This window comes from Noviherbaspirillum sp., assembly GCF_036846085.1.
In the GTDB taxonomy this organism is placed as follows: Bacteria; Pseudomonadota; Gammaproteobacteria; order Burkholderiales; family Burkholderiaceae_D; genus Noviherbaspirillum.
Genome location: NZ_DAIUCO010000335.1, coordinates 1 through 4,891, shown reverse-complemented (window position 1 = coordinate 4,891; position 4,891 = coordinate 1). Strand labels below are relative to the sequence as shown.

The following is a 4,891-nucleotide window of genomic DNA, read 5'->3' as shown; positions in this document are numbered from 1 at the left end:
AAAGCGTCCTTCCCGTCCCGTGCGCTGCGTGGCGTTCCAGCCGTCAACCACGAGCGTGCGTTCGGGAGCGTCGAGTATGGAAAGCCGATCCGTCAGTTGCTGATCGTCGCGGACCATTGCCTGAAATACGCGCTGAAGCAGTTCCGCATAGCGTGCAATCGTGCTCCTGTCGAACAACGACGTGGCGTATGTGATGGCGCCGATGATACGGTCGTCAGCCTCGGCCAGGTTTAGCGCCAGGTCAAATTTGGTAAGCTCGTACGTCGTCTCGGCGGGCGAGAGGCTCAAGCCCGACAGACGCAGCTCGACCGATTCATTGTTCTGCCAGTTGATCAGTACTTGAAACAGTGGGTGATATGAAACGCTGCGAGGCGGGTTCACCCCTTCCACCACCTGCTCGAATGGCAGGTCCTGATTCTCTTGTGCGTTAAGGGTTTGTTCCTTGACGCGCCTTAGCAGCTCGGCGACGCTTGGGCCGTCTGCCAGATCGACACGCAGTGCCAGCGTGTTGAGAAACAAGCCGATCAGCGGCTCGACTTCGGCGCGAGTACGGTTTGCAACAGGACTCCCGATCACGACATCATCCTGTCCCGACAGACGCGACAACAGTACGGCCCATCCTGCCAGGACGGTCATGAACAATGTCGCGCCGTGACGCCGACTCAGTGCTTTCAGGTCCTGCGTCAGAGCTTCGTCCAACTCAAAATCAACGCCTGCGCCGTCGACCACGGGCTGTGACGGCCGAGGGCGATCAACCGGCAACTCGAGCACGGCAGGTGCGCCCGCCAGCGTACGCTGCCAGAATTGCGCCTGCTGCTGCAGCACTTCGCTTCCGACCCACCTCCGCTGCCAGGCGGCATAATCCGCATACTGAATCGCGAGTGGCGGCAGTGGATCGTCATCATCAGCGCAGAATGCGTTGTACAGGCTGCTGAATTCGTTGATCAGGATCCCCTGCGACCATCCATCCGACACAATGTGATGCATCGTTACCAGAAGCACATGTTCATCGCCTTTCAACTGAAGCAGGCGCCCCCGTACCAATGGGCCGGATTCCAGATCGAAAGGCGCCAGTGCTTCAGCGTCGCTAATGCGTACCAGTTCTTCCTCGGCGTCGCGCACGCCGCGCAAGTCATGTTCCTGCAGCGTGAAGCCGGTATCCCCGGCTGCAATACGCTGTAGCGGCACCCCGTCAGCCATGATGAAGGTGGTTCGCAAGGCTTCATGCCGCTCCACGACCCGGTCCAGTGCCCGCCGCAACGCCAGTCTGTCCAGCGCGCCATGCAGCCGCAAGCCCACCGGAATGTGATAGGCCTGGCTGACGCCGTCCATCTGCGCCAGGAACAATAACCGCTGCTGAGCGAAGGACAACGGAAGCGCCTCTTCGCGCGAAACAACCGTGATGGCCGGCAGCTCGCTGCGCGCTGCACGGCTGACAGCCGTTGCAAGCGCGGCCAGGGTCGGGTGGGCAAACAGCTCGTTGATTCCCGGTTCGACGCCCAGCAGCCGACGTATGCGTGACATGACTTTCATCGCGAGGAGCGAATGCCCGCCCAGCTGAAAGAAGTCATCGTGTCGTCCGACGCGTTCGACTTGCAGCACATCGGCCCAGATGGAGGCCAGTGCCGTCTCGACCTCGCCCTCCGGCACTTCGTACGCGCGCTCGGAAACCTCGTGATCCTCCGGCACCGGCAGCGCCAGGCGGTCAAGTTTTCCATTTGGCGTAAGCGGAAGCGCATCCAGCTTCACGTACGTCTCGGGCAACATGTATTCCGGCAATGTCTTGGAGAGGTGACTATGCAAGCTTCCGGGAGCGGTTTCCTGCTGCGCGCCCGTGGTGTAGTAAGCGACCAAGCGCTGGTTACCGGAACCATCCATTCGCGCGAGCACGACGGCGTCGCGAACGCAAGGATGGGTCAGGAGCACGGATGCGATCTCGCCTGGTTCAATCCGGTATCCACGCAACTTGACCTGATGGTCATTACGTCCTTTGAACTCGATGTTTCCATCGGGAAGATAGCGGCCAAGATCGCCGGTGCGGTACATGCGGTCCACATGGCCGTCACGTACGGCGCCTGCTTCCGGCCGGCCGCAAAATGGGTCGGCGACGAAGCGTTCAGACGTCAATTCGGGACGGTTCCAATATCCGCGCGCGACACCAGATCCTCCAACGTAAATTTCGCCAATTGCACCAACGGGAACGGGCTGACGTCGCCCGTCCAGGATATAGACAAGTGCATTGTCGATCGGCCTGCCGATCGGGACAGTGTTCTGGCCGGTGGCGCCCAGGCTGGCGCCGTCAACCGTCCAGGCGAGTGCATCAACAGTCGTTTCCGTGGGACCGTAAAGATTTGTGAACGCGCGCCGGGAACATTCATGCGCTCGACGTGCCAATTCCGCATCAAGTACCTCACCGCCGCTGAAAAGGAAATCGCATAAGGGGACCGGTTCTTCATGCTCCTGCAACACCAGGCGCAGCATGCTCGGCACAAACTGCGCAATCGTCACTTTCTGCTGCTTGATCGTGCGCACAATACCAGCGGGATCGCGATCAACGGCGCTCGGCAGCAATACCAACCTTGCGCCTATGGCAAGGGGTGTCCATATTTCCCATACCGAGGCGTCAAATGACATCGAGGTGCGTTGAAGCACCGCATCGGCATCGGTAAAGCCAAACCGGCATACCTGCCAGTTGATGTGATTGATCAGTTGCCGGTGTTCGACCATCACCCCCTTCGGGGTCCCGGTCGATCCCGAGGTATAGATCACATATGCCAGATGGGCCGAATCGAGGCCGATGGAATCCGCGTCCAGATCGTCGTCGTCTTCCCTCATCCAGCACGCGCGTTGCGTGTCCAGGTCGTATATTGGCAAGCCGGCCACATCGGATGTCTCAATAATTGCATGCAACGGCTGCAACTGCGTGCGCACGGCTGCATGCGTCAGTAATACGACCGGTGCACAGTCTTCGAGCATGAATGCAATTCGCTCGGGAGGATACGACGGATCCAATGGCACATACGCGCCGCCGGCCTTTAATACCGCAAGCAATCCGACCACCATATCGATGCCGCGGTCCATGCAGATCGCAACACGTGCATCGGGTTCGACGCCGAACTTGCGTAACTGGCGTGCAACACGGTTTGCTCTCGCATTAAGCTCGCCGTACCTCAGTTCCACATCTTCAAAAACCAGCGCTACTGCCTCGGAATTGGCATGGACACGTTGCTCGAACAGCTGATGTATGCACTTGTCAGAACAATGGGTAGCATCAGACGAATTCCATTCCACCAGCAGGCGCTGGCGTTCGCTTGCCGGCAATATGTCCAGCATGTCGACCGGAAGGTCCGGTCTGTTTTCCAGCGCATGAACCATCCCGGCAAGCGTGGTGCGGAAATAGGCACAAATCAGCGCCGGATTGATGGAACGGTGCGTATGCGCGGTCAGGAAAAAATTGTCGCCATCGTCGTCGATCGAAAGGATGAACGGATAGCTGCTACCCTCGTAGTTGCCAAGGGTTTCGATGCTATCCCAGGCTCGCCGGGAGGCGGCAGATAACTGCGAATCCGAGATACTGTGACGGTAGTTCAACACTGCGCTGAAAAGAGGTGCAGGCGCGGCGACGCCACTGCACCGTTGCGCCAGTGCAAGCGGTGCGTGCTCATGGTGCAGCAATTGGGCGAGCAAGGCATGCGTTTGCCTGACGCTGTCGCGTACTCCAGCTCCAGTGGGCCGAATCCGCAGTGGCAGGGTGTTCATGAAAAGGCCGACGGCTCGATCCACACCTTTCTCGCCCTGCATGCGGCCGAACAACACGGTTCCAAATACCACGTCATCCCGGTTCGACGCTTGGGCGAGCACGCGAGCCATGGCGAGATGAAACAGACTGGCAGCGTTCACGCCCAGTGAACGTGCACATTTGCGCATGCGTGCAGCCACACCCGGCTCGATGACCGACGCTGCCTCCTGCATGTCGGTTCCGGCAAGCTGCGCGCCTGACAGGCCGAATGGCATGGTCGGCTCGTCGATATCGGCCAGCATATCGGTGAAGAAGGCTTCATGTGCATCACGGCTGGTGCCGAGCCGTGTCTGCGCAATGAAGTTGCGGAATGGCAGCGGACTGGGCAATTTTTCCCAATCACCCGACATATGGGCTTGCAGCTCCTCCATGACGACATCCAGGGTGGAATGGTCGCCCCACAAATGATGGCTCAGCAGCCGCATCAACCAACGCTGGTTGTCGGCATCATAGGCAATGCATGCCTGCATCAAGGGTGCGGTACGGATGTCTAGCCGGTAGTGGCGCGGGTCCCGCAGCATTTCGAGTTGCTGGAGAATGCCGCCTTTTTCGCGATCCAGTTCTAGCTCTTCCACCCGAATCGGCGCGGACCGGCATACAACCTGCACCGGTTCCGGCAACCCCTGCCAAAGAAACGCTGTGCGCAGGATGTCATGCCTGTCCACGACGGCCTGCAGGGCCTGCAGAAAGGTGTCCAGTCGATCGCGACTCTGGAATCCGTAGGATCCGCCAAGCAAATAAGGATCGCCTTCACTGGACATCAGATGATGGAACAGGATGCCTTCCTGCAGCGGAGCGAGCGGGTAGATGTCCTGAATATTGGCTGCGCCGCCCGGCACGGCGACGACGATACGCGCGATATCGTCTTCCGACAGATTAACCAACGGCAGCATATCAGGCGTGATCGCGTCGCATCCGGCTTCAATCCGGTTGGCCGGCACATCCACCAACCGGCTCTCGCCTCCGACAACAAGGGCCAGTGCAGCGACTGTGGGTGTTGAAAATAGCGCGCGTACGTCTGCCTGCAAGTCGTCGTTGCGCATGCGTTCGATCAGGCTTACCGCCAACAGCGAATGGCCGCCAAGCTGAAAG

The 4,891-nt window shown here is 59.5% G+C and carries 1 protein-coding gene; it reads right to left on the bottom strand.

The window, feature by feature from the left end; genetic code table 11:
• The coding region (locus V7080_RS24045) for an amino acid adenylation domain-containing protein (RefSeq protein WP_334190910.1) at positions 1–4,891 on the bottom strand (4,891 nt) is incomplete at both ends.